The sequence below is a fragment of the Alteraurantiacibacter aestuarii genome (genome assembly GCF_039523595.1).
In the GTDB taxonomy this organism is placed as follows: Bacteria; Pseudomonadota; Alphaproteobacteria; order Sphingomonadales; family Sphingomonadaceae; genus Alteraurantiacibacter; species Alteraurantiacibacter aestuarii.
The window spans coordinates 179,013-197,710 of sequence record NZ_BAAAFP010000002.1; the positions used below are offsets into that span (position 1 = coordinate 179,013).

The window sequence follows — 18,698 nt, forward strand, 5'->3', positions numbered from 1 at the left end:
TGTCAGCCGGCGCTCATCGCCGCCCCGCACATCCGTGTGCGGGGCGGCGGTGGGCATTTCTCTAGCCAGCCGCTGCAGCCTTGGCCTGCGCCTCGTCCAGCGCCAGCTCGGCCGCTGCTATATCCGCATCGGCATCGTCGTTGGGCAGGAACCACAGCAGCAGGGCACCCAGCACTGCGCCTGAACACATGATCAGCGAGACTGTCAGCAGTTCCTCATCGCCCAGCGCCTGAAACAGGAAGCCGGCAATGATCGGCGAGCCCGCTGCGCCCAGACGGCCAACGCCCAGCACGAAGCCGGTGCCGGTGCCGCGGGCGTAGGCGGGGAAGCCGCGCGCGAACGCTGCATAATAGCCCACGATGGCGGCGTTCAGGAAGAACATCGTCAGGAAGGCAGCGACGCGCCAGTCCCACAGTGAATCATGGCCAAGGCCGAAGTAAGCCACTGCACCCACGCCGAGCAGCGCGGCGGCAATAGTCGGTCCCTTGATGTCAAACTGACGCATCACGAAGCCGAACAGGAAGCCGCCCAGCGCGCCGCCGATATTGGCATAGGTCAGGCTGCTGGCCGCATCGGGCTGGCTGAAGCCAGCACCCGCCACAATCGTGGGAGCAAACTTCAGGATGTAGTAGAAGGTCAGCGTGTGGAACATATAGCCGAATGCCAGCAGCAGGGTGATCTTGCGCAGCTTGGGCTTGGCCAGAATGTCGGTCACCTTGGGCTTGGTCCCAGTGTCCTTGATTACCGGCATTGCCGCCACTGCGGACTTGCCGAAAGCCACCAGCGACTTGTTCATCTTCTCCAGCGCGCCTTCGCGGCGGCTGGCGACGAAATACGCTGGCGTTTCTGGCACCAGCAGCATCACCAGCGGGATCATCACGGCGGTTACGACCGAGCCGAACAGGAACACCGCCCGCCAGTCATAATCGACCAGCAGCCAGCCTTGCGCGGCAAAGCCACCGATCACGCCGCCCAGCGGATAGCCGATGACATACAGCGCCATGGACATGCTGCGACCGGTCTTGCTGGTGACTTCGGCCACCACAGCATTGGTCGCGGCGAGCATGCCGCCGATGCCAAGCCCGGTGATGAAGCGCCAGATGGTGATTTCCAGAATGGTGTTGGACGAATGCGCAAACCACATGCCGATGGCCATGACCACGAGGCAGGCGAGCATGGTCAACTTGCGGCCAAACTTGTCAGCCATGCCGCCCAGAATAACCGAGCCGAAGCCCATGCCGACCAGCTCTGCAGACAGCATGATACCCAGCTCTGCGCGCTCCACGCCCCAGTCTGCGGCGATGCCCGGTGCCGCAAAGGCACTGGAAAGCACGTCGAACCCATCCAGTGCGTTAAGCAGCACCATCAGGAACACGACAATGACTTGCCGCGTCCCCATCGGCGTATCATTCATCACGGCTACAGGGTTGCCCCCGGCAGGTGCTCCGGCCATTCGTTTGGTCCTCTCTCTAATCCTTGCGGTCTTCAATCGTGGATTCGCGCCAGCATTTCCACCAGTTTTTCGATTTCCTGCTCAGTGAAGCGGCTTTTCAGCCATGCCTCATGCGCATCAATGCACAGTTTAGCCTGTTCCAGCGCCGCTTCGCCGCCAGCTGTGAGGTAGAGCGCCTGCTTGCGCCCGTCGCTGCTCGACCGCTCCCGCCGCAGGTAATCGCGGTCCTGCAGGCGGTTGACGATGGTCATGGTGGTGGCGCGGTCCATCCGCAGCAGATTGCCCACGTCGATCTGGGCGATTCCCGGGTGGTCCCCCACCAGCCACAACATGCTCACCTGCTTCTGGGTCAGCTCCAGATCGGCAAAGGTCTCGGTAAAATGGCGATAGACGGCGCCATGCGCCAGACGGATGTGGAAACCCAATATGCCGTGCAGAGCACCAAGCTCCACACCATTGCCCTGGGCCTCATTGCCCTGGGTATCGTCGCCTCCGGAATTGTCATCGATCAATGCAGGCTGCGCCAAAACGGTGTTCCCATCCCCCCTTAGGCCAGATCAATGGCCGTATTGCCTATTTGTTAGTAGAGCATACAATTATGCGCAAGGAGAGGACCCAAATGGCGCAGTTCCCAGATACCCCGAGCTTCACCGGTTTCAACACGCCCAGCAGGGTGGAGGCCGATATTCGCGACCTTCAGCACACGGGTACGATCCCGGCCGAGCTGGATGGCGCATTCTTCCGCGTGCAGCCCGATCCGCAGTTTCCGCCCATGCTGGGTGACGATATCGCCTTCAATGGCGACGGCATGATCACCCGCTTTCACTTCCACGATGGCCAGTGCGATTTCAAGCAGCGCTGGGCGCATACGGACAAGTGGAAGGCGGAACGGGAGGCGGGCCGCGGCCTGTTCGGCATGTATCGCAACCCGCTGACCGATGATCCCAGCGTCAAGGGCATGATTCGCTCCACCGCCAACACCAATGCCTGGATCTATGCCGGCAAGTTGTGGGCGATGAAGGAAGATTCGCCCGCGCTGGTGATGGATCCGGTGACGATGGAGACCGAGGCGTTCGAGACATGGGAAGGCGCGATGAAAAGCCAGACCTTCACCGCCCATCCCAAGATCGATCCGCACACCGGCAACATGGTCGCCATCGGCTATGCCGCGTCAGGCCTGTGCAGCGACGACGTGTCCTACATGGAGGTCAGCCCCGACGGTGAACTGGTGCGCGAGAAGTGGTTCAAGGTGCCTTATTACTGCATGATGCACGACTTCGCGATCACCGAGGATTACCTGGTGCTGCACATCGTGCCTTCAATCGGATCGTGGGAACGGCTGGAACAGAAGAAGCCGCATTTCGGCTTTGACACCACCATGCCGGTGTACCTGGGCATCATCCCGCGCCGCGATGACCTGAAGGATGAGGATATCCGCTGGTTCAAGCGCGACAACTGCTTCGCCAGCCACACGGTCAACGCCTGGCAGGATGGCACCAAGGTGCATTTCATCGTGCCCGAAGCGAAGAACAACATGTTCCCCTTCTTTCCCGATGTGCACGGCGAACCGTTCAACGGCATGGAAGCGATGAGCAAGCTGACCCGCTGGACCGTGGACATGGCCAGCAATGGCGAGGATTTCGATTCGATCACTCCGCTGACCGAAACCGCGAGCGAATTCCCGCGCATCGATGACCGCTTCACCGGGGTCAAGAACCGCTACACCTGGGGCCTGGAAATGGACATGAAGCGCCCGTGCGAGCTGAAAGGCGGCAGCGCCGGCGGCTTCCTGATGAATTGCCTGTTCCTGAAAGACCTTGAAAGCGGAGCCGAGCAGCATTGGTGGTGCGGACCCGTATCATCGCTGCAGGAACCGTGCTTCGTGCCGCGCACCAAGGACAGCGCCGAAGGCGACGGCTGGATCGTGATGCTGGTCAACCGGCTGGAGGAACACCGCACCGATCTGGTGGTGTTCGACGCGCTCGATATCGAGAAGGGTCCGCTGGCGACAATCCAGTGCCCCATCCGCCTGCGCTTCGGCCTGCACGGCAATTTCGCCCGCAGCGAAGACATCGGGCTGACGGCAAAGGTGCTGGAAGCGGCTTGAGTAACCCATTGAGTCATTGATTTGTGCCCGCGCAGGTTGCACCTGTGCGGGCATGACAACAGACCGCGATCCGCCCACCTTCTGGCTCACCGACATGGATGGCGTCCTTGTGAAAGAGGGCGAGGCTATTCCCGGTGCGGCTGAATTCATCGCCAGATTGCAGGAGAAGCAGCGCCGCTTCCTCGTGCTGACCAATAATTCCATCTACACCCCGCGCGATCTGGCGGCGCGGTTGGCGCAGGCCGGGCTGGATGTGCCCGAGGAATCGATCTGGACCAGCGCACTGGCCACTGCCGGCTTTCTGGCGGCGCAGCATCCCGGCGGCAGCGCCTATGTGATCGGCGAGGCGGGGCTGACCACCGCGCTGCACGATGTCGGCTACACCATGACCGATACCAACCCCGATTACGTGGTGATCGGCGAACTGCGGTCCTATTCCTTCGCCGCGATCACCAAGGCGATCCGGCTGATCCAGAAGGGTGCGCGCTTCATCGCCACCAATCCCGATGTCACCAGTCCATCCCCCGAAGGTCCGCTGCCTGCAACCGGCGCAGCGGCGGCGATGATCACCAAGGCGACGGGTGCGGAGCCATATTTTGTGGGCAAGCCCAACCCGATGATGTTCCGCTCCGCCATGAACCGGATCGATGCCCATGCCGGGGCCACCATGATGATCGGGGACCGGATGGATACCGATGTGGTCGCCGGCATAGAGGCCGGGCTGGAGACGATCCTGGTGCTGACCGGATCGACAAGGAAGGAAGACGTCGCCCGCTTCCCCTATCGCCCCAGCCGCATTCTCAATTCCATTGCCGACGTGGTGGAGCTAGTCTGACGAAAATAACACGTACGGGGGGATGACATGATCGGAATTGGAATGCCGCGGGCAAGGCGGCTGGGGTTTGGTCTGGCAATGCTGCTGGCCGTTTCGGGATGCGAAGCGCAGCAGGATATCGATAATGCCCCGGTCGAAGCCGCCGCAGACGAGGCCTTTGGCAGCCTGCCACCCTCTGCCGCCACCATCGCCATGCGCTGGCAATTGCTCAATCCGGACGTCAACAGCTTCACATTTCGCAATACGCAGGATGTCTTCGCCTTCCGCATGGTGGAAGCGCCTGCGGATACGTGGGAATTGTCGCGCCGCGAAGGTTTCACCATGCCCGCCGCCACGGTTGCGGGCGAGGACGCGGATTACGCTGCATGGGCGGACCGCACATTCACCAATGGCTTTATCGTCCTGCGCGATGGCGACGTGGTGTTTGAGGATTACCGCAACCGGATGACGGCAGAAACGCCGCATATTGCCTTTTCCATGTCCAAGACGCTCACCGCCATGCTGGTGGGGCAGGCGCTGGACCGCGGCGAGATTGCCTCGCTGGATGACCTGGTCAGCACCTATGTGCCGGAGCTTGCGGGCGGCGCTTACGGGCGGGCGACCATCCGCAACATTCTGGAAATGCGGTCGGGCGCGGATATCCTGGAGCGTTATGATTTCGGCGAAAACCCCAGCCTTGCCGGGCTGATCCACCAGACTGCGATTGTAGAGAACAAAGCCCGCTTTGCCGATTTCGCCGTTGATCTTGGAAACAGGGCGGAGCCGGGGGCGCAGTTCAACTATGCCACGCTCGATACTGCCGTGCTGGGCTGGATGCTGGAGGAGGCAACCGGCCAGAAGCTGGAAGATCTGATGGAAAGCCGCATCTGGCAGCCGATGGGCGCAGAATTTGACGGCCATTTCCTGGCAGATGGACCTGTGGGTGAAGGTCGCGCGCTCAATGGCATGGGCTTCAATGCGACATTGCGCGATTTTGCCCGGCTGGGGCAGGTGATGCTGGCTGGTGGCATGGCGGGTGACACGCGCATCCTGCCCGAAGGCTGGGTGGACCAGATGACCGTGATGAAGCCAACCGGCGCGCCTTTGCCCGGTTATGGCCTGCAGACATGGCAGGTTGATAATGAGCCGGGTGCCTTTGCTGCTGTCGGGTTGGCGGGGCAATATATCTATGTCCACCCGGCCAGCGGCACGGTCATCGTCAAGCTCAGCTATAACCCGCCAGCGGAACCTGAATGGCTGGATGGCGAGGTTCTGGGCTATTTCGCCCGCGTGGCAAATGCGCGCTGATTGGTAATAATGGATTACAAGCGATAACCGATACAGTTAATGAATTGGGGATACTGAGGGGAGTGCGCTCATGATCAAGCCAGAACTGGAATTCGTTTATGAAGCGGGCGGCGAACTGGAAGCCCCGCGAGAGATCGGGCCGGTGGTGGACGGCACCCGCCGGATCATCCCGATATGCCCCGGCGGATATGTGAAGGGGCCCAAAATCTCCGGCAAGCTGATGGGCAATTCTGCCGACTGGCAGCTGACCCGGCCAGACGGTGTGACCGTGGCCGATGCCATCTATGCCATAGAGACCGACGACGGCGCGCTGATCCAGATCCGCAACAAGGGTCTGCGCCACGGCCCGCCCGAAGTGATGGACCGCCTGCGCCGGGGGGAGGATGTCGATCCGGCGGAATATTACTTCCGCACCGTGCCAGAATTCATCGCCCCCACAGGCCCCTATGACTGGATGAACCGGTCAATCTTCGTGTGCAGCGGCGCGCGCTATGCCAATTCAATCAAGCTGTGGGTATGGCGGGTGACCTGACCGTTCAGGCGATGCGGATATCCAGCAGCGTCGGGCGGTCTTGCGCAAAACTCCATTGCAGCGCCTCGTCCAGCGCGTCCACGCTATCCACCAGCCTTGCGGCCAGACCTTGAGCCTCGGCCAGCTTGACGAAATCGAGGCCGGTCAGATCGCAGCCCGGCACGTGGTTCATGCCAAACTCGCCGGAAAACCCGGTCAGCGCGGCATAGGCCGAATTGTTCATGATGCAGAAGCTGACATTGGCCGCCTCATCCCGCGCGGTGAACAGGCCCTGGATCGTGTACATGGCCGCGCCGTCACCCAGAATGGCGATGACCTTGTCATCCTGACCCAGCGCCACGCCCACTGCTGCGGGCAGCGAATAGCCAAGCCCGCCGCTGGCGCAGGAATAGAAGCCGCCCTCGCGCGTGATCGGCAGGGTCACATGCTCCGGCCCGCGCGATGTGGGCGCTTCTTCCACCACCACGGCATTCTTCGGGCGCAAAGCGGCAATACGCTTGAGCACGTAGGATGAGGTCATTTCCGGCGCAGGGTCGATCAGCTGGTGCGTGGCGCCGGCAAAGGCGCGCGCGGGCAGGCGCTGCGTCAGCATGGAAAGTCCGGCGCTGATATCGCCCAGTACCCCGCCGCCGCCCGGCAGGTTGGACAGGTGCTTCGGATCATCGGACAGCGCCATCAGCGCCGCACCTTCGGGCCAGTGCGGACCGCTGCCCTCCACGTGATAGGTGAACACCGGCGCGCCAGCGACCAGGATCGCATCATGCGGAGCCAGCGCATCGCGGATCTGATCGCGCCAGGCGTTGAGGAAGCCGGCAAATTGCGGGTGATCTTCGGGGAAAGTCTCCCGCGCGGCATAGGGCGCGGACCAGACCGACAGGCCGGCTTTTTCGGCCAGCGCGATCGCATTGTCCCACGCGCCGGAATTGGCTGCGGACGTGCCGATCACCAGCGCCGGATTGCGCGCACCTTCGATCATGGCGGCGATCTTCTCGATACCGGCAGGATCGGGGAAAGTGCGCAGCGACAGGTCGGGCAGGGCGGGCATGTCGCACTCCCGCTCCCAGTCATCGACCGGGATGGACACGAACACCGGCCCCATCGGCGGGGTAAGCGCCACGGCAAAGGCGCGCGCAAGGGCCAGCGGCACATCCTGCGCGCGGGCAGGCTCAATCGCGAACTTGACGTAGGGGCGCGGAAATTCGGTCGGCCGCTCCGCCCCAAGGAACGGATCGTATGGCAGGATGGAGCGCGCCTGCTGCCCCGCCGTCACCACGATCGGGGCGTTGTTCTTGTAGGCGGTGAACAGATTGCCCAGGCTATGGCCGGTGCCTGCGGATGAGTGCAGGTTGACCAGCGCAGGCTTGCCGCTGGACCGCGCATAGCCATCGGCCATGCCCATCACCACCGCCTCGTTCAGGCCCATCACATAGGGGAAAGGCATGGCCTTGAGCATGGGCAGCTCTGTGCTGCCGGGATTGCCGAACAGCCGGTCCACCCCGAAATGGGCGAACACGGCGAAGGATGCTTCACGGACATTGGTCATGGTCAGATCTGTTCCCCGCCAGCGCGCGCACGCTCGACCATATTGGCCTCATCCCTGCGGAAGCGCACCAGTACCGCCAGCAGCAGCACGATAATGAATGGCACCACCACGTTGACCGAGATGATCGCCTGCGCCAGGTCGCCGCCGTTCTGATCGGCCACGATGCCCACGAAATACGGGCCGAGGCCAAGGCCCAGCAACGTCTGGATGATCATGTAGGTGGAGAAGGTGATGCCCCGCATGCGCGGCAGCACCAGCCCCAGCATCAGTGCATAGGCAGGCGGCAGCCACAGTGTCAGGATCAGGCTGTAGACGATGAAGCGCAGGTAGAAATCGCTCACTGTTTCGGCGTTATAGGCCCAGATGCCGAAGAAGGGTGAAATCGCCAGCGACCCCAGCACCAGAAACACCATGCCGCGCTGGCCCAGCTTATTGGCCAGAAAATCCGACATCGGCCCGGCGGCCAGTGGCCCCAATATGCCAAGTCCGGCCGCCAGCAAGCCGAACTGCACGCCAGCCTGCGCCTGCGAAAGGCCGAAATCGGTGATCAGCATGGTGGGGGTAAAGGCCATCACGCCGTAATTGATCGCGGTCTGCAATCCACCCACCACCATCAGCATGATCAGCGACGGGCTGAGGATCACCTTGTAGGCGGGCAAGTCCTTGAGCTTGAAGCTCTGGAACAGGTTGAGCACCACGAAGGCGCCGAACGCGGCCACGCCCCATTGCAGCCAGTGCGGATCGATCGCCAGTCCGTAAATATCCAGCGACGGGCGCGGGGAGAAGCTCTGCGTCAGCCGCACCAGCGCAAGGCAGGACAGCAGGATCACGGCGAGGCCGATCAGATTGGTCGCCCATTGCTTCGCGCTCGCATCGCGCCGCCACAGGTAATACCAGTTGGTGCCCGGCGTGACCGATCCCAGAACATCGGCGCTGGCCCTGAAGGGATGCGGGTCTTCGGGCGTGACCAGCCCGTCCATCGCCCCGCGAACAGGCTCCTTCATGCGGTAGATCAGATAGGCTAGCGGAAAGCCCGGCAGGGCGGCGACGATGAAGGCGAACTGCCAGCCGGAAAAGCCCAGCGGTGCATTGCCATCGGGGTAAATCTGGTTCCACCATTGCGCCACGATACCGCCCAGCGCCATCGACAGGCCAAGGCCGATGGCCAGACCCACGCCCAGCCCGGCCATGCCGATGCCGCGGCGGGATTTGGGGAACATGTCGAATATGATCGAATTGGCAGCGGGCTGCGTCGCGCCTTCACCAATGCCCACGCCAAGGCGCGAAATGGCCAGCAGCGCAAAGCCCCCGGCAAAGGCGGAAAGACCGGCGAAGAACGACCATGTGGCCAGACAGATGGCCAGCAGCTTGGTGCGCGTCCAGCCATCGACCAGACGGCCCAGCGGCAGCGAGAACAGCGCATAGAACAGCGCGAACACGGTGCCGTAGAGCAGGCCGATCTCGGCATTGCCGATGCCCAGATCCTCACGAATGTCATTGGCGAGGATGGACAGGATCTGCCGGTCGAGCAGGCTCATCGCCTGCGCAGCCGAAACCAGCGTCAGCGCATACCAGCCAGCCTTGCTGATCTTGTTCGTGACCGGCGCCTTATCGTTGGCGGTTGTCGCCATTATTGCCCTCTCCCACCCGAGATACCTGCCTTGCGAAAGGCCGGTTGTCAGTTCTTCAACGCGCTCGCAATTGTCTGCGAAATTGGTGTTGTCGCTCGTCCGGTCAGCCCGCTCAGCGTGCGGCTGTCATTCTCCAGCGCGCCCTTTGCCGTTGCCGCTGCCGAGTTGGCGACGACGGCGGCGATGTAACCGGGCAGGCCAACCTGCTCCAGCGATTTGGCATATTCGGCTTCGGGCATGTCGACATATTTGATCGGCTTACCTGCCTGCTTGCTGACTTCGGCGGCGAAGTCTTCCATCGTCCAGCTGGTGTCTCCAGCCAGATCATAGGTGGTGCCGCCTTCGCCCTTGACCAGAACCACGGCAAGGCCAGCGGCCAGATCGGCGCGGCTGGCGGACGATATGCGCCCCTGTCCCTGCGCCCCGGTGATCACGCCATGTTCCACCTGCGGAGCGAGCGAGCCGATGTAATTTTCGTTATACCAGCCCATCCGGCACAGATCGTAATCGATGCCGCTGGCGGCCAGCGTTTCCTCGGTCGCCTGATGCTCGCGCCCCAGCTTGATCGGCGTGGTTTCGGCCTCGAGAATGGAGGTATAGGCGATGTAATCCACGCCAGCTTCCTTTGCGGCGTTGATCACATTGGCATGCTGGCGCGGGCGTTCACCCAGCGCGCTGCCGGAAATCAGCAGCAGGCGATCAACGCCTGCCAGCGCAGCGGGCAATTCCTCCGGCTTGTCATAATCGATCGCTCTGACGGTGACGCCCTTGGCAGCATAATCAGCCAGCTTGGAGGTATCGCGGCCAAACGCCACGATGTCGCTCGCGGCGACTTTCTCCAGCAGCTCATTCAGCACGAATTTGCCCAGCTGTCCGCTGGCACCGGTCACGCCATATGTCGTCATCATCTCACTCCCCAACACCGGCCCGCGATCACTGCGCAGGCCCGGCCTCAATTACTTAGCGCTTCAATCACATAATGGTTGTCTGACAGAGCCGCCGTGCGAGTCAAAACCAAATCGCCTTCGGCCAGCAATTGCTCAAATTGCGCCTTCGTCCGCTCGCGGCCGTTCCACAGCATCATGGTCATGTCGCCGTACATCGCGATGGCATGATCGCCGCGTTCCTGCACTGTCTCGGGCAGGATACGCTCGATCAGCAGCACGGTGGCGCCATGATCGCGGGCCGCGGCGCCCACCCGGCGGATGATCTGGCGGGCATGCTCATCATCCCAGTCATGCAGGATATATTTGAGCATGTAGCAGTCTGCCGCATGGGTGATCGGATCGAAGAAACTGCCGCCCACAAAGCGCGCGCGGTCGGCCACGCCCTGCCTGGCAAACAGCGCCTTCGCGCCTTCCTCTGCATGCGGCAGGTCGAGCACGAAGCCGGTTGCGTCCGGCGCGGCTTTGAGCAGTTCGGCCAGCACCATGCCGTGCCCGCCGCCAATATCGGCAAAGCTGGCAAAGCCGGTCACGTCATAGGCCTGCACCGCTTCCGCTGCGAAACGGCGGGAGCTGTCGACCATGGCCTGGTTGAAGATCGCCGCTGCCTTTGCATCATCATTCAGATCGTCAAAACCCTGCGTGCCATAGGCGATGCCTTCGGGCGGGCGGCCCTTGGCCACGCACTCGGTCAGTTGTGCGAAGCTGGGCGACAGTTGCGTGCCGACATGCCGCGCCATGCCGCGCAGGCTCTCTGCATGATCGGCGCGCAGGCGCTGGCCCATTTCGGTCAGCGCAAACGTGCCGTCACCCTTGTCGAGCACGATGCCGATGGATGCGAGCGCGCGCAGGAAGCGTTCCAGATTGGCCGCGTCGGCGTCTATCTTTGCGGCCAGCGTGGCGGCATCCAGCGATGCATCGCCCAGCGCATCGGCCAGACCCAGCCGGGCCGCCGCGCAGATTGCGTGCGGCTTCCAATAGGCCGCGATCATCGCCCGCAGATCAGCTGCCGCGTCACTCATATGCCGAACAGCTTTTCCGCATTGGTCTGGAAGAACTTCTTCTTGGTTGCGGCGCTCATCTCCATGTCGTCCAGCAACTCCACTTCGGCAGGCACGAACTGGTATGGATAATCCATCGCATACATCACCCGGTCCTCACCCATGACCTTCATCATCAATTCGATCGAGGCGGGGGATGGCAGGCCGGAGTTGGTGCCCCAGACATTGTTGCGCATGTAGTAATGCAGCTCATGCTCCAGCGGCTTGAGGCGCTCGTACCGCTTGGAGCGGATGCCTGCGAGATGCATGTAATTGAGCCGGTCGATCCAGAAGGGCAGGCCCTCACAGCCATGCCCCAGCGCCAGTTGCAGGCTGGGGAAGCGGTCAAACACGCCGGTGGTGAGCAGGCGCATGGCGTGGAAGCTGGTCTCCACAGCAAAGCCGAACACCGCGCCTTCAAGGCCGGCATCCACCATCGTGCCGATCATGTCATCAGGCGGGCCTTGCGGGTGGATGTAGAGCGGAATGTCCATATCGGCGCAGGCGCGCAGGATCGGGTCAAACTGCGGCTCATCCAGATAGTGCCCATGCGTGTGGCTGTTCACCTGCACACCGCGAAAGCCCAGCTCCTCCTTGCCGCGTTTCAGCTCGGCGGCAGACCATTCGGGGTCCTGCGGGCAGATGGCGGTCATGCCGTAGAAACGGTCAGGGTATTTCTCGCAGGCCGCGGCCAGCTGGTCATTGGCACGCGAGGCAATGCCCCTGGCTTCCTCCACATCGTGCAGCGACTGCACGCCGGGGCTGGTCAGCGCCAGCACCGCCTTGTCGATGCCGCTCTCATTCATCGCCGCGATCCGCAGCTCTCCCAGATCGAGCAGGCGCTCACGAATGAAGGTGGTGCGCTCGGACGGGCTGGTGCCGTAAAAGCCCCACAGCGAAACCGTGCCCTTGTCCGCGCGGCCTTCCTTCACCAGCCGCAGGATCGCATCCAGCTGTTCCCTGGTGGCAAAGGCTTCTTCGGTGGCGATGCGCAGATAGCCGCGGTCTCCGCCAGTGTTCAGTTCATGGGTCACGGTCAGTCCTTGTCGCGATAGGCAGCGGGCCAGATACCCTGCTTGCCGGGGGAGAGAATGCCGTTCGGATCAAGGCAATCCTTGATCTTCTGGGCGAAGCGCTGCTGCGCATTGTTGTTGAAGTCATACAGAGCCGCCACTTCATCCATGAAGTCCACATGGCTGCGATATTCGCCGTAACCCAGCTTTGCGGCGGGCTCGAGCATGGCCTTTGTGGCCGCATAGGCGCCGCGTGTCTGAGCCTCATCCTTGGTGTCGAACACCACCAGCGCGACGTGGATCATGTGCCGCTTGCCAACGATGATGGCGGCTGAATAATCGAGGCCGTGCGTGTCCAGCACGCCTCTGGTCAAATCCCGGATCGCGCAGCCATCCTTGCCGGAAATCGGCATGGCGCAGGAAAAGCCGATATGGCCGCCTTCCTCGCCGCCATACCAGCGGGTCATGCGGTCCAGCGCCATTGAGGGAATGCCTGCCTGCACCTTGTGATGCGGGTTTTCCAGCTCCGGCAAATTGCGGCCGTCGAACTCCTCGAACATCACGCTGCCGCCGGGAATGGCGGTGAGCGCGGCCTCAATCTTGGCGCGGTTATGCGCCACCACCGGGGCATCGCCATACAGCGCAAAGCGCATCACCCAGCGGCCAAAGCCGGGGGTGGCGGCAATCCTGTCCAGCACTTCATCGGGGATGGCATCCTTGCCGGTGTACCAGTCCTCTCGTCCCCAGAAAGCGGAAGCGGCGCACACCGCATTGATGATCATCGGCTGGTTGGGAATCGTGCCGTCGATCATCAGCGGACGCAGCGCTTCCAGAAAGGCCGGGTAATGCTCCTCATTGTCGAGCATGAACCAGCCGGGCGCATAGACTTCGGGCGCGTGGAACAGGCTGACGCCCATCTTGGTGACCACGCCGTAATTGGACTGGGTGAACAGGCCGTCCATGCTCGGTCCGGCGCTGTTGGGATAGACCAGCCAGCTTCTGGGATTGCTCATCCCGCCCATGCCGGTGCGCATGATGTCGCCATTGGCCAGCACCACTTCCATCCCGCAATGATGGCCGAAATGCTCGCCGACCGGCGTGTAGCCCACGCCGTGTTCCAGCGCATTGCCGATGATGCTGCCGGCGCCAAGATCGGGCACGGACATCCACAGCTTCGATCCGGTGCTCTTGAGATGATCGTACAGGTCGAAGAAGCGCACGCCGGGTTCGACCAGCGCCATGCAGTTTTCCTCATCCACTTCCAGCACGCGGTTCATCCGCCGCAGGGACATGGTGAAGCTGCCCGAAACGCGCGGCGCGCCGCCGCCATAGCCCTTGTTGCGGCCCTGGCTGCTGGTCCACACCGGCGTGCCATGTTCATTGGCGATGCGCAGGACGGCCTGCACTTCCTCCACATTGTCCGGCAGCAGCACCGCGCCGGGCTGGTACCAGTCACCGGGCGGGGCGAAGGGATCGCCGTGGTCGGCCATGCCAGCGGGATCGACGATCACATTTTCAGTGCCCAGCACGCGCTGCATATCGCGAATGGCAGCGTCAAGGCTGCCTGCCGGCATGGTGAAATCGTCCATCGCGTCCTCCCAATCAAACGCCAGTTACTTGCCAGCCACGTGCTGGCTGCGCGGGGATTATTATCCCTCGTGCACGGCCTTGGTCACCATGCAGGCGAGCACGCCCTCAGGGCCGTCCTCGCTGCCGTGGCCAGACCAGCCGACACCGCCAAAGGGCGCATCCGCTCCGCCGATCATGTGGCTGTTGATGCCCACCATGCCAGCGCGGACCTGCGCCGCCAACCGCTGCTGGCGCTTGTAATCGCCGGTCCAGCAATAGGCCGCCAGACCATAGGGCAGGCGGTTTGCCTCGGCGATCATCTCGTCCTCGCTGCGATAGGGGTTGATCAGGGCGACGGGGCCGAACGGCTCCTCATTCATGATGTCTGCATCGAGCGGAATTTCGGACAGGACCGACGGAGCATAGAAATAGCCCTGATTGCCGATGCGCTCACCGCCAGCGCCCAGCTTCGCGCCGCGCTGCACGGCATCGCCGATCAGCCGTTCCATCGCTTCGGGACGGCGCGGATTGGCCATCGGGCCCATGGTGGTGCCATCGACCAGGCCATCGCCCACGACCTGCGCCTTGGCCCCGGCAATAAAGCCGTCGCGGAACTTCTCGAACACATCTTCCTGCACGATGAAGCGCGTGGGGGAGACGCAGACCTGCCCGGCGTTGCGATATTTGCCGCCCACGGCGGTTGCCAGCGCCTTTTCGACGTCGGCATCATCGAACACCAGAACCGGGCCGTGTCCGCCCAGTTCCATGGTGGTGCGCTGCATGTTCTGCGTGGCCAGGCAGGCGAGGTGCTTGCCCACCACGGTCGATCCGGTGAAGGACAGCTTGCGGATGATGGGGCTGCCCAGCAGGTGGCGGCTCACCTCATCGGGCACGCCAAACACCGCCTGTGCCACTTCCTTTGGCAGTCCGGCGTCCAGCAGGCATTGCAGGATGCCCAGCGCTGAAGCCGGAGTTTCCTCGGCGCTTTTCAGGATTACCGAACAGCCTGCGGCCACCGGCGCACCCAGCTTGCGGCCGGGATTGCCGAGCGGGAAATTCCACGGCGCGAAAGCGGCCACCGGGCCAACCGGTTCATGCCGGATGGTGGAGCGCGTGCCTTCGGGCCGCACCAGCTCGCGGCCATAGATGCGGAAACATTCGCCGGCATAGAAATTGAACAGGCCGACATTCATCATCACTTCGATGCGGCTTTCGGCCAGCGGCTTGCCCTCTTCCATCGTGGCGATGCGAGCGAGGTCTTCCTGCCGCTCCACCATCAGGCGCGCGGCGCCCTGCAACACGTTGGCGCGTTCCTGCGGGGTGGACTTGCGCCAGATTGCAAAGCCGCGATCGGCCACTTCCAGCGCGCGGTCCAGATCGGCCGCTTCGGCCAGCGGCAGCTCGGCCAGCGTCTCACCAGTGGCGGGATTGACGACGGGGAAAGTGCGGCGGCCACCGCCCGAAACTTTCTCACCATCGATAATCATGTGGAGGGAGGGATACTGGGTCATCTCGGTTCTCCGTCATCCCGGCCACGAACCGGGCTTGCGTGATTTCTTGCAGGAATTTCTTGTCGCTGCGCGGTGGATGGCGGCCCCTGTCTGTGCAGAGGCCGCCATCGCACTGTCAGTCGTCAGCCAGCAGCCTTGGCCGCGCGTTCGGCATCGCGCCTGGCATCGCCTTCCCAGCGATCGGCAATCATGTCCTCACCCGTGATCGGGTGCTTCATGTGGAACGGCAGCAGCTTGTGCGTGGGCCACAGCCAGTGGTCCTCGATCAGCTCGTCCGGGCCGGCCGGGTCTGCGGGATACAGCGTCTTGGGGAAGGGCACATATTCCGGATCGGTATAGGCCCAGCCGGTTTCGAAATCGGCATGCCAGTGCGGGAAGTAGTTGAGCACCTGGATGCGCCACTTGCCGTCTTCGCCCTTGGTATAGGTGTTTTCGTACAGGCCGCCTTCCCACCACTGGCGCACGCCCAGGCCCTTTTCGGGATCGGCAAAGTCCTTGTGGCGTCCGGCCTGCATCGTGCTGCGGCCGCGCAGGCGCGCGGTCTTGCCGTCGGGATCGATGTCGACGATCGCCTGGATCTGCGGATGGTCGAGCAGGAAGCCGTCCACCGGGCCGTTGTTGTTATGGGTAAAGCGCTTGCGGAAACGGTCGATATACAGCCGCGCCACGCCGGCCTTGCCTTTGTAAACGCCGCCAAAGAAGCGCACTTCGCCATCTTCGGCGAACAGGTCCACCACCTGATCGTACATGCATTTGTCGATCAGATAGCCATACAGATATTGCAGCTTCTTGACGTCCAGCTCGTCCTCACGGACGGTCAGCCGGTGGTCCATTTCGGCCAGCTTGGCTTCAAGCGCGGCGATACGGTCTTCGGACATACGACTCTCCCAATTAGTATGTTTCACTTACAATTGTGGGAGCGCGGCGCGCCTGTCAACGGGGCAATGATCACGCGCATTTCACCTTGCCGCAAATGGCAGACGGTCCATAGTATGCCCGGCATGGGAGAGGAGACCACATGACCCGATATTCAGCCAGTTATGCGCAGGACCGCGCCGAGATTGACGACCTGCTGTCGCGCTATCTGTTCGCGATGGATTACAATGATTTTGATACTTACGCGGATACGTTCACCAAAGATGGCACGCTGGAATTTGCCCGCGGTGCAGTGACCGGGCGCGACAATATCCGCGCCGCGGCCAAGGGCTTCAAGGAAGCGGTGGCGGGCATTTATACCGATGTTGACGGGAACCCTGCCGTGCTGCGCCACGTGCTGTGCCATTCCACCATCCGCGTGGAGGGAGACAAGGCGTGGCACACCGGCATGTGGTTCGAAATGGCCAATGACGGCCCGCGTGAGGCCTCTGGACGTTTCACCCCCACGCTGGGCACTTTCGGCATTTACGAGGATGAGCTGGAGCGCGTGGATGGCGAATGGAAATTCTCCTACCGCAACATCCGCAATGAATTCCTGACCGGGCGCGAAAGCGGTGCGGATAATCCGGTGCTGGCGATGGAAGCCAAGGCTGAAAAGCGGTGAAGCCTGCGTTCAGCCTGACGGGGCTAGTGGCCTTTTCATGAAACGAATCCCTGTTGCTCTGGCCCTGCTGTGCCTGCCTCTTGCTGCATCGGCCCAGACAGTGCCCGCTCCGCCGCCAACTCCGGCGCCCGCTCAGGCGCCCGCTTCTCCAACGGTTAATCTGGAGCAGCGCATGCTGCTGCGCTGCTCGGCCGCCTTTGCGCTGGTCGCCGACCGGCAGCAGCGGGCAGTGGACTGGGCGCTGGCCTATCCGCCGATGGGTGATCGCGGGCGGGAATTCTTCGTCATTTCCTCCGCCCGGCTGATGGATGAGGCGCAGCTGTCTGAAGATGATCTGGCGCAGATGCTGCGGACGGAGGCGCAGGCTCTGCTGGACCAACAGGTGCTGGATGAAATTATGCCCGTATGTCTGCGATTCCTCGATCAATCGGGATTGTGATGCGGGCCGCCATGCTGCAATAGCGTGACCTCGATGTGGCAACTTTACCATTTCTCTTTGTGTCCCTTCAGCCGCAAGACCCGGCTCGCGCTGAGCGAGAAGGGCGTGGCTTATGAACTGAGGCGCGAATATCCCTGGGACGGCAGCGAGGAATTCTATTCGCGCAATCCGGCGGGGCGCACGCCCGTGCTGCACGATCCGGCCCGCGATGTGACGCTGATAGACAGTCAGGCGATCTGCGAATTCTTCGAAGAGACGATCGACAAGACTCCGCTGATCCTGGGCAATGCCGCCCAGCGCGCCGAAATCCGCCGGCTGGTGGCGCTGTTCGATCAGAACTTCTTCGCCGATGTCACCCATCCGCTGATGCATGAGAAGATGAAGAAGCGGCTGATCCTGCGCGCCGCTCCTGATTCGGGCATGCTCAGGAATGCGATGCGGCTGGCGCATGAACACCTGGAATATATTGACTGGCTGGTCGGCAATCGCCGCTGGCTGGCAGGTTCGCAGATGAGCCTGGCGGATTTTGCCGCTGCGGCGCAGATATCGGTCGCAGACTATCTTGGCGGGATCGACTGGGGCGGGCATGATGAGGCGCACGGCTGGTACCGGGTGATGAAAAGTCGCCCCAGCTTCCGCCCGCTGCTGACCGAGAAGATGGAAGGCCTGCCGCCCCCGCGCCACTATGGCGATGTGAACAGCTGAGGCCGCAATTGAACTGCCCAGGAGAGTGTTATGACCGACAAGATTGACCTCACCGACGAGGAATGGCGCGCCAAGCTGAGCCCGGAACAATATGCAATATTGCGCCAGGGCGGCACCGAGCGCGCCTTCACCGGCAAATATGAAAAGAACAAGCAGGCGGGCATGTACAAATGTGCCGGATGCGGCCTGCCGCTGTTCGTCAGCGAGACGAAATATGACAGCGGATCGGGCTGGCCCAGCTTCACCGCACCTGCCGCCAGCGATGCGGTGGTGGCACACCGCGACATGTCGCACGGCATGGTCCGCACCGAAGTCACCTGCGCCCGCTGCCAGGGTCATCTGGGCCATGTTTTCCCCGATGGTCCGGGTGCGGACGGCCTGCGCTACTGCATCAATTCGGCATCGCTGGATTTCAAGCCGGAGGATGGGCCAAGGGATGGGCCAAGGGATGGGTCAGAGGAAAAGTGACGGCAGGCAAGCCAGCTTGCGTTCACGCGACGTTACGAATGGCCTATGCAAGCCGTACAAGGGTTTGATCGCGGGCCATAG

The 18,698-nt window shown here is 62.5% G+C and carries 18 protein-coding genes; 8 read left to right on the top strand and 10 right to left on the bottom strand.

Annotated features, from left to right (window positions below):
* Positions 1 to 61: 61 nt before the first annotated feature.
* Both ABDZ98_RS04475 and ABDZ98_RS04480 read right to left on the bottom strand, forming a co-directional pair.
* Complete coding sequence (locus ABDZ98_RS04475) at positions 62 to 1,453, bottom strand: MFS transporter (RefSeq protein WP_202385879.1); 1,392 nt, start codon at positions 1,451 to 1,453, stop codon at positions 62 to 64.
* A gap of 32 nt (positions 1,454 to 1,485) precedes the next feature.
* Complete coding sequence (locus tag ABDZ98_RS04480) at positions 1,486 to 1,965, bottom strand: Saro_0803 family transcriptional regulator (RefSeq protein WP_202385880.1); 480 nt, start codon at positions 1,963 to 1,965, stop codon at positions 1,486 to 1,488.
* Between the two features lie 107 nt (positions 1,966 to 2,072).
* On the opposite strand from ABDZ98_RS04480, the gene ABDZ98_RS04485 reads away from it, so the two are divergent.
* The 4 genes from ABDZ98_RS04485 to ABDZ98_RS04500 all read left to right on the top strand — a co-directional run bounded on the left by ABDZ98_RS04485 (position 2,073) and on the right by ABDZ98_RS04500 (position 6,214).
* Positions 2,073 to 3,560 carry a lignostilbene-alpha,beta-dioxygenase gene (locus tag ABDZ98_RS04485; protein ID WP_160589239.1) on the top strand — a complete coding sequence of 496 codons (1,488 nt, stop codon included), beginning with the start codon at positions 2,073 to 2,075 and terminating at the stop codon, positions 3,558 to 3,560.
* Between the two features lie 52 nt (positions 3,561 to 3,612).
* Complete coding sequence (locus ABDZ98_RS04490) at positions 3,613 to 4,395, top strand: HAD-IIA family hydrolase (RefSeq protein WP_160589240.1); 783 nt, start codon at positions 3,613 to 3,615, stop codon at positions 4,393 to 4,395.
* 27 nt (positions 4,396 to 4,422) lie between these two features.
* A complete protein-coding gene (locus ABDZ98_RS04495) occupies positions 4,423 to 5,682 on the top strand; it encodes a serine hydrolase domain-containing protein (protein WP_160589241.1) in 1,260 nt (419 codons plus the stop codon).
* Positions 5,683 to 5,752: 70 nt separating this feature from the next.
* Positions 5,753 to 6,214 carry a DUF3237 domain-containing protein gene (locus tag ABDZ98_RS04500; RefSeq protein ID WP_160589242.1) on the top strand — a complete coding sequence of 154 codons (462 nt, stop codon included), beginning with the start codon at positions 5,753 to 5,755 and terminating at the stop codon, positions 6,212 to 6,214.
* A 4-nt stretch (positions 6,215 to 6,218) separates the two neighbouring features.
* Here the strand turns inward: ABDZ98_RS04500 and mdlC are convergent, their stop codons facing one another.
* From mdlC to ABDZ98_RS04540, 8 genes are all read right to left on the bottom strand, one after another.
* Positions 6,219 to 7,757 (bottom strand): benzoylformate decarboxylase, encoded by a 1,539-nt coding sequence (gene mdlC / locus ABDZ98_RS04505; protein WP_160589243.1) that lies wholly within the window; start codon positions 7,755 to 7,757, stop codon positions 6,219 to 6,221.
* A gap of 2 nt (positions 7,758 to 7,759) precedes the next feature.
* A complete protein-coding gene (locus tag ABDZ98_RS04510; RefSeq protein ID WP_160589244.1) occupies positions 7,760 to 9,388 on the bottom strand; it encodes an MFS transporter in 1,629 nt (542 codons plus the stop codon).
* Positions 9,389 to 9,435: 47 nt separating this feature from the next.
* Entirely contained in the window at positions 9,436 to 10,293 is an 858-nt protein-coding gene (locus tag ABDZ98_RS04515) for an NAD(P)H-binding protein (protein WP_160589551.1), read from the bottom strand.
* Positions 10,294 to 10,340: 47 nt separating this feature from the next.
* Positions 10,341 to 11,354, bottom strand: coding sequence for a methyltransferase (locus tag ABDZ98_RS04520; protein ID WP_160589245.1), 1,014 nt, complete (start codon positions 11,352 to 11,354; stop codon positions 10,341 to 10,343).
* On the bottom strand, positions 11,351 to 12,406 hold the full coding sequence (locus ABDZ98_RS04525; RefSeq protein WP_160589246.1) for an amidohydrolase family protein: 1,056 nt from the start codon (positions 12,404 to 12,406) through the stop codon (positions 11,351 to 11,353). Before ABDZ98_RS04525 ends, ABDZ98_RS04520 begins: the two co-directional genes overlap by 4 nt.
* A gap of 2 nt (positions 12,407 to 12,408) precedes the next feature.
* Positions 12,409 to 13,974 carry an FAD-binding oxidoreductase gene (locus ABDZ98_RS04530; protein ID WP_160589247.1) on the bottom strand — a complete coding sequence of 522 codons (1,566 nt, stop codon included), beginning with the start codon at positions 13,972 to 13,974 and terminating at the stop codon, positions 12,409 to 12,411.
* A 60-nt stretch (positions 13,975 to 14,034) separates the two neighbouring features.
* Positions 14,035 to 15,465 carry an NAD-dependent succinate-semialdehyde dehydrogenase gene (locus ABDZ98_RS04535; RefSeq protein WP_160589248.1) on the bottom strand — a complete coding sequence of 477 codons (1,431 nt, stop codon included), beginning with the start codon at positions 15,463 to 15,465 and terminating at the stop codon, positions 14,035 to 14,037.
* 122 nt (positions 15,466 to 15,587) lie between these two features.
* Positions 15,588 to 16,343, bottom strand: a complete 756-nt coding sequence (locus ABDZ98_RS04540) for a nuclear transport factor 2 family protein (protein WP_160589249.1) — start codon at positions 16,341 to 16,343, stop codon at positions 15,588 to 15,590.
* Between the two features lie 140 nt (positions 16,344 to 16,483).
* Between ABDZ98_RS04540 and ABDZ98_RS04545 the strand changes: the two genes are divergently transcribed.
* From ABDZ98_RS04545 to msrB, 4 genes are read left to right on the top strand one after another with little or no spacing between them, the layout of a single operon-like run.
* Positions 16,484 to 17,005 carry a nuclear transport factor 2 family protein gene (locus ABDZ98_RS04545; protein WP_160589250.1) on the top strand — a complete coding sequence of 174 codons (522 nt, stop codon included), beginning with the start codon at positions 16,484 to 16,486 and terminating at the stop codon, positions 17,003 to 17,005.
* Positions 17,006 to 17,042: 37 nt separating this feature from the next.
* A complete protein-coding gene (locus ABDZ98_RS04550; RefSeq protein WP_237437300.1) occupies positions 17,043 to 17,444 on the top strand; it encodes a hypothetical protein in 402 nt (133 codons plus the stop codon).
* A 33-nt stretch (positions 17,445 to 17,477) separates the two neighbouring features.
* Complete coding sequence (locus ABDZ98_RS04555) at positions 17,478 to 18,149, top strand: glutathione S-transferase family protein (protein ID WP_160589251.1); 672 nt, start codon at positions 17,478 to 17,480, stop codon at positions 18,147 to 18,149.
* A 30-nt stretch (positions 18,150 to 18,179) separates the two neighbouring features.
* The gene (gene msrB, locus ABDZ98_RS04560; protein ID WP_160589252.1) at positions 18,180 to 18,617 is read left to right on the top strand and encodes a peptide-methionine (R)-S-oxide reductase MsrB; all 438 of its coding nucleotides are present in this window, start codon (positions 18,180 to 18,182) and stop codon (positions 18,615 to 18,617) included.
* Positions 18,618 to 18,698: the final 81 nt, after the last annotated feature.

Bases quoted from the DNA above. Each gene is read 5' to 3' on its own strand.
- ABDZ98_RS04475 (WP_202385879.1), bottom strand. From the start codon at position 1,453: ATGGCCGGAGCACCTGCCGGGGGCAACCCTGTAGCCGTGATGAATGAT.
- ABDZ98_RS04485 (WP_160589239.1), top strand. From the start codon at position 2,073: ATGGCGCAGTTCCCAGATACCCCGAGCTTCACCGGTTTCAACACGCCC.
- ABDZ98_RS04490 (WP_160589240.1), top strand. From the start codon at position 3,613: ATGACAACAGACCGCGATCCGCCCACCTTCTGGCTCACCGACATGGAT.
- ABDZ98_RS04495 (WP_160589241.1), top strand. From the start codon at position 4,423: ATGATCGGAATTGGAATGCCGCGGGCAAGGCGGCTGGGGTTTGGTCTG.
- ABDZ98_RS04500 (WP_160589242.1), top strand. From the start codon at position 5,753: ATGATCAAGCCAGAACTGGAATTCGTTTATGAAGCGGGCGGCGAACTG.
- mdlC (WP_160589243.1), bottom strand. From the start codon at position 7,757: ATGACCAATGTCCGTGAAGCATCCTTCGCCGTGTTCGCCCATTTCGGG.
- ABDZ98_RS04510 (WP_160589244.1), bottom strand. From the start codon at position 9,388: ATGGCGACAACCGCCAACGATAAGGCGCCGGTCACGAACAAGATCAGC.
- ABDZ98_RS04515 (WP_160589551.1), bottom strand. From the start codon at position 10,293: ATGACGACATATGGCGTGACCGGTGCCAGCGGACAGCTGGGCAAATTC.
- ABDZ98_RS04520 (WP_160589245.1), bottom strand. From the start codon at position 11,354: ATGAGTGACGCGGCAGCTGATCTGCGGGCGATGATCGCGGCCTATTGG.
- ABDZ98_RS04530 (WP_160589247.1), bottom strand. From the start codon at position 13,974: ATGGACGATTTCACCATGCCGGCAGGCAGCCTTGACGCTGCCATTCGC.
- ABDZ98_RS04535 (WP_160589248.1), bottom strand. From the start codon at position 15,465: ATGACCCAGTATCCCTCCCTCCACATGATTATCGATGGTGAGAAAGTT.
- ABDZ98_RS04540 (WP_160589249.1), bottom strand. From the start codon at position 16,343: ATGTCCGAAGACCGTATCGCCGCGCTTGAAGCCAAGCTGGCCGAAATG.
- ABDZ98_RS04545 (WP_160589250.1), top strand. From the start codon at position 16,484: ATGACCCGATATTCAGCCAGTTATGCGCAGGACCGCGCCGAGATTGAC.
- ABDZ98_RS04550 (WP_237437300.1), top strand. From the start codon at position 17,043: ATGAAACGAATCCCTGTTGCTCTGGCCCTGCTGTGCCTGCCTCTTGCT.
- ABDZ98_RS04555 (WP_160589251.1), top strand. From the start codon at position 17,478: ATGTGGCAACTTTACCATTTCTCTTTGTGTCCCTTCAGCCGCAAGACC.
- msrB (WP_160589252.1), top strand. From the start codon at position 18,180: ATGACCGACAAGATTGACCTCACCGACGAGGAATGGCGCGCCAAGCTG.